The 5,025-nt window shown below is 39.7% G+C and carries 4 protein-coding genes and 1 pseudogene; 4 read left to right on the top strand and 1 reads right to left on the bottom strand.

All coding sequences use genetic code 11. The features are described from left to right. A pseudogene (locus B4H32_RS01470) lies at positions 1 to 2,725 on the top strand (hypothetical protein); the annotation flags it as partial. Positions 2,726 to 2,782: 57 nt separating this feature from the next. Here the strand turns inward: B4H32_RS01470 and B4H32_RS01465 are convergent. Then, a complete protein-coding gene (locus B4H32_RS01465) occupies positions 2,783 to 3,118 on the bottom strand; it encodes a TIGR01244 family sulfur transferase (protein WP_286799402.1) in 336 nt (111 codons plus the stop codon). Positions 3,119 to 3,241: 123 nt separating this feature from the next. On the opposite strand from B4H32_RS01465, the gene B4H32_RS01460 reads away from it, so the two are divergent. From B4H32_RS01460 to B4H32_RS01450, 3 genes are read left to right on the top strand one after another with little or no spacing between them, the layout of a single operon-like run. Continuing rightward, on the top strand, positions 3,242 to 4,138 hold the full coding sequence (locus tag B4H32_RS01460; RefSeq protein ID WP_004678462.1) for an alpha/beta hydrolase: 897 nt from the start codon (positions 3,242 to 3,244) through the stop codon (positions 4,136 to 4,138). Beyond that, positions 4,139 to 4,576 (top strand): thioredoxin TrxC, encoded by a 438-nt coding sequence (gene trxC, locus B4H32_RS01455; RefSeq protein ID WP_286799401.1) that lies wholly within the window; start codon positions 4,139 to 4,141, stop codon positions 4,574 to 4,576. It abuts the gene before it with no gap. A gap of 1 nt (position 4,577) precedes the next feature. Next, positions 4,578 to 4,991 carry an acyl-CoA thioesterase gene (locus B4H32_RS01450; protein ID WP_004678459.1) on the top strand — a complete coding sequence of 138 codons (414 nt, stop codon included), beginning with the start codon at positions 4,578 to 4,580 and terminating at the stop codon, positions 4,989 to 4,991. Positions 4,992 to 5,025 lie beyond the last annotated feature (34 nt).

Below are 5,025 nucleotides of genomic sequence, written 5' to 3'. Positions count from 1 at the left end.
GAAAATTCAGGCTGATGCAGCTACTAAAACTACAGGTGCAGATGGTTCAGCAAACTTTACTGTAACTTATACTGCTCCAGCAAACTTAAGTGCTGAACAAATTAAAGGTTTATTGGCAGGTGTGCAGGCAACGGCAACTTACACTTCTGATGCAGGTACTAATGTGACCCAAAATACGGTGTTACAGTTTGTAGCAGACGAAGCAGAAGTTGCTAAAGATGCACAACGTGTAGAATTGGTGACTTCAAAAGGCGTTGTTACCGCTGATAATGATACTTTTACATTTACAGCAAAAGTTTTCGATAAAGATGGTAATCCGCTTCAAAATAAACAGGTTGGTTTTGGTTTAAATGCCGCAGCGACTGCAAATGGTGTAACCTTTGTGGGTGGTGCAAGTACAAAGACAGATGTAAATGGCAATGCAACCTTTACAGTAAACGTAAAAGCTGGCAATGATCAAATGATTGAAAATTTGGTTGCTAATGGTATTACGCTTGCTGCATCTGTTGTACAAGCTGATGGTTCTGTACTGAGTCAAACCATTCAGGTGATGGTCAAAGCCCCAGTTGCAAAAGATGTAGTAGCATTAACCACAACATTGTCAGAGCCAGTAATTTCAGTTTTAGGTGGTACAAGCATTGTAGCTGTTAAGGCTGAAGATGCGAATGGCAATCCTTTAGCAAATAAAGAAATTAATTTTGGTTTGGCAGGGGGCTTAAGTTCACGAGTCAAAGTGGATAAGACCAGTGCGACAACCAATGCAAGTGGTATCGCTTATTTTACTGTGACGGTAGAGAATGGTGATAGCATTGATCAACTGTTAGTTGAAAAAGGTATTACTTATGCTGTTTCAACCTATAACAATAACAGTACGACGCAGCCTGTTGTTACTCAAGTTGGTAGAGTGAATGTTTCTGTTCCGACAGAAGCAATCAATTTAACAATGGATAAAACCAAAGCTGATTTATTGGCAAGTGGCGATACTTCTGAAGTATTTGCTAAATTAGTTGATAATACGGCAACAGGGATTAAGAGTTATCCTGTAACATTTACTGTGATTGATTCTGCATTAAATGGTGTGATGATCAATGGGCAAGAAACGGCTGTTATTACAACTGACACAAGTGGTAATGCAAAAGTCACCCTGAAATTAACTAAAATTACGGGCAAGCAATATGAGGACTTATTGGCAAATGGTGTCACTGTTCGTGCTTCAATTACTTTACCGAATGGGGTTGTTCGTACCCAAACAGTTCATTTTAATGTGAATGAAGCCAGCAGTAATTACCATCTTGTATTTAGTAATGTCAGTAAGTCAGCCATGGATGTGAATGGTGATCGTTCAATTGTGACGGTGACGTTGTTGGATCGTGCTAATCAACCTGTACGCAATCAGGAAGTCACACTTGCTGCAAATAATGCAGGTGGATTAATTATTGGTAATTCTGGTTCTAGTGGTTCAGTCAATACAAGTGGTGGGCCAGTAACAGTCAAAACGGATTCAAATGGTAATGCTTTCTTCTCTGTTGCTATTGATGGTGCAACGGTTGATAAGCAGTTATTATTGGCAAGTGGTATTGAGTTAACAGCAACGAATACGGATGAAATTGGTGGAAAAGCTACCCAGATCTATCGTATTTTAACAGTTGATAATTCAGGTACACCAACAGTACAACCTGCTCGATATTCTTTACGTATTGCAGCAAAACCAACCATGAATGTACGTGATGACACAGCAGATGTTACTGTGACTTTAGTTGATACGAATGGTGGTGGTGTTGCAGGTCAATATGTGACCTTAAGTATTGATAATCTAGCCCGTAATGGTGCTGTTATTGTTGGTGCTTCAGGTTTAACCACTGATGCGAATGGTCAGGCTGTGTTTAAAATCAAGGTAGATGAAAATGCACGCCGAAATTATACAGCTACCGAATTCGTTAATGATGATTTGCGTTTGACAGCACGCTTTAATGAAACAGGCTATGCCGATGCCACACAAATCTCAATGATTGATATCGTACAGGCTGCAGTACAAGCACCTGTTGCTTCAATTGTAATTGGTGTCAATCCAACAGAAGTCGCATCTTCAAGTGATGGAGTTTATTACACCAAGAATATGTCTGTGAGTGTGGTTGATTTTGATGGTAAGCCATTAGCTAATCAAGTCGTCACTTTAGATTCTACACCACTGACGTATATCAAAGGACGGAACTTATGGGCATTGGCTCCGAAAGCTGGTTCTGATCCAGCAGAGAAATGGGTGTTTGGTAATCAAAAGTATTATAATTTGTCAGCTCCTAATATTTATCTGGATGCTAATGGTAGACCAATGAATAACAATGGTACACCAAGTGATTTAACGGATGATTATATGGCAAGTACTACAACCAACAGTATACATGCTTGTGTGGCAAGCCCAGCAGGTACGGCTGTGGGAGCGAATAATACGCCTGTGAAAGTGGTGACGTTTGTGAGCCAGTCTGGTGCTGAGCAAAATACATTTACCACTGATGCTAATGGTAAGTTTGACTTTGCCATGCGTTATCCAAAAATCTATGCACAGTGGTTAACAGTGCAGATAGGAGCATCAGCAACTGTTGCATCATTACCAAATCGTACGACTTATAGTTTAGGTCTAGCTTCACTAGCAAGTGATTATTCTAGTGATGGTACATATTCACCAAATGAAGTTAGTCCTTATGGTACATCATTGACCTGCCCATAAGAGTGGAATGAAAAAATGGAAGCTTTCGAGCTTCCATTTTTATTTGAAGATTTTTTATTAATCCTCCAACAAATCCATTTGCTTTGCTAACTGATATAGGTTGTTAGAACGATTGCCAGTACGGCAGAACATCAGGATTGGCTTTGGTAGTTCATTATAATGGTTTGCAAATGTGCGAACATCCAGCTCTGTAATCTGACCTGCAACAACTGGTTGGTAAACATAATCTAGGCCAACGTTACGAGCTGATTCTTCAATCTGTGCGCTTGTAGGTTGTTCAGAACCACCCTCCATGTCTGGACGATTATTAATAATAGATTTGAAGCCTTTTTCGGCAACTTGATCTACATGCTCAGGGCCGATTTGACCTGCAAAACCAACATTTTCTGACATCTTGTCACTCCAAAAATAAACAAAACATTTTATGCTCTATCATAGCATTAAGCTTGATCTTGAGTTTAAATGTCTATAGTAAATAAATGATGATAAGTCATAAGATAAAGCATTGGAGCGCGCATGCACACCTACACAGTTGAGCCGTTGTATGTTCCTAGTGGCGAAGAAACCATAGCAGCAGATTTCTACCTACCAAAGACCAATATTAAACCTGCTGTAATTCTTATGGCACATGGCTTTGCGGGGTTGCGTCAATTCAAACTAGTTCAGTATGCACAGCGTTTTGCTCAGGCAGGTTATGCCGTTATCCTGTTTGACTATCGTTATTGGGGTGGCAGTACAGGAAAACCACGGGAATTGGTTTCACTTAGTGCTCAACTGGATGATTGGAAAACCATTGTTCAATATGCTTCGAATTGTAAATTAATTGATAGTCGACGTATTATTTTATGGGGCACTTCTCTAAGCGGTGGATATGCGCTTAGTTTAGCCACTGACCTTAAAAATATTCAGGCCGTGATGGTACAAGTACCTTATGTAGATGGCGCTGAAACAGCAAAATTATACCCATTACAACGTTATCCAGAGGCTTTAAAGCGTTCTAGTCAGGATTACATGGGGTCTAAGATGGGTTTAGACCCTAAAACTTTGCCAGTTGTAGATCAGCATAAACTATGCTTTTTACCGACCTCCGATAGTTATTATGGTTATCATTCGATTGTAAATCCTGACTATTATTGGAGTGGTGAAGTTCCTGCACGTGTATTTTTTAATTTAATGCGCTATCGTCCAATTCAATTTGTACGCAAAATTAATATTCCTGTTTTGTTTATTGCTGCGAAACATGATTCTTTGATTCCAATTGCATCCAGTCGTGAAGCTGCGACCAATATTGCACCATTTGTAAGCTATCATGAGTGGGATATGAAACATTTTGAGGTTTATCACGGTTCATGGTTTGAAAAAGCAGTCACAACCCAATTAGAATTTTTACATCAACATATCGGAGTGATGTAAATGATCATTGTCTGTGCATCCTGTGGTGCAAAAAATCGTGTACCTGAAGAAAAATTGGCCGTTCATCCAAACTGTGGGCAATGCCATCAGCCATTGCTAACTTTAGCGCCAATTGAACTCAATGAACAAAACCTTAGTAATTTCATTAGTAATACTGATTTGCCTGTGCTGATTGATCTATGGGCGGAATGGTGTGGGCCTTGTAAAATGATGGCCCCCCATTTTTCCCAGGTGGCAAAGCAAAATCCCTATGTGGTTTTTGCCAAAATTGATACTGAGGCGAATCCTCGTTTAAGTGCCGCATTTAATGTTCGCAGTATTCCGACTTTGGTCTTAATGAATAAGACGACTGAATTGGCCAGAATCAGTGGTGCATTACGTACACCAGAGCTACAGCAATGGTTAAATCAGCAATTACAGCACCATCAAGGACATTAACATGACTGAACGTTCAAATCATCCAGAAGGGGTTTTATCCTTGCAGAATATTGCTATGCCAGCAGATACAAACTGGAGTGGTGATGTATTTGGAGGATGGATTGTTTCACAGATGGATCTCGCAGGGGCGATTCATGTTGAGCGTTTGAGTAAGGGACGATGTGCAACAATTGCGATTAATGAAATGACTTTCCTTGTGCCTGTTAAGGTTGGAAATGTGATTAGTTGCTATACTAAAATTTTGAAAGTCGGTAATACTTCCGTACAGGTGCAAATCGAGGTATGGAATAGTCACGACAATTCACGTGAACCGATTCGAATTACTCAAGGTGTTTTTACATTTGTTGCTGTGGATGTGAATGGTAATAAACGACAAATCTCAGAACAAATTAAGCAAGATTTTTTAGCAAGCTGATAAAACAATAAAGCCCAAATTGAATTGGGCTTTA

The organism is Acinetobacter sp. UBA2063 (genome assembly GCF_002333245.1).
Taxonomy (GTDB): Bacteria; Pseudomonadota; Gammaproteobacteria; order Pseudomonadales; family Moraxellaceae; genus Acinetobacter; species Acinetobacter parvus.
The sequence above is the reverse complement of the archived record's forward strand: the minus strand, read 5'-3'. Positions and strand labels throughout refer to the sequence as shown.

What these genes read in the sequence shown, in the direction of transcription:
- trxC (WP_286799401.1), top strand. Translation starts at nt 4,139, where the DNA reads ATGATCATTGTCTGTGCATCCTGTGGTGCAAAAAATCGTGTACCTGAA.
- B4H32_RS01450 (WP_004678459.1), top strand. Translation starts at nt 4,578, where the DNA reads ATGACTGAACGTTCAAATCATCCAGAAGGGGTTTTATCCTTGCAGAAT.
- B4H32_RS01465 (WP_286799402.1), bottom strand. Translation starts at nt 3,118, where the DNA reads ATGTCAGAAAATGTTGGTTTTGCAGGTCAAATCGGCCCTGAGCATGTA.
- B4H32_RS01460 (WP_004678462.1), top strand. Translation starts at nt 3,242, where the DNA reads ATGCACACCTACACAGTTGAGCCGTTGTATGTTCCTAGTGGCGAAGAA.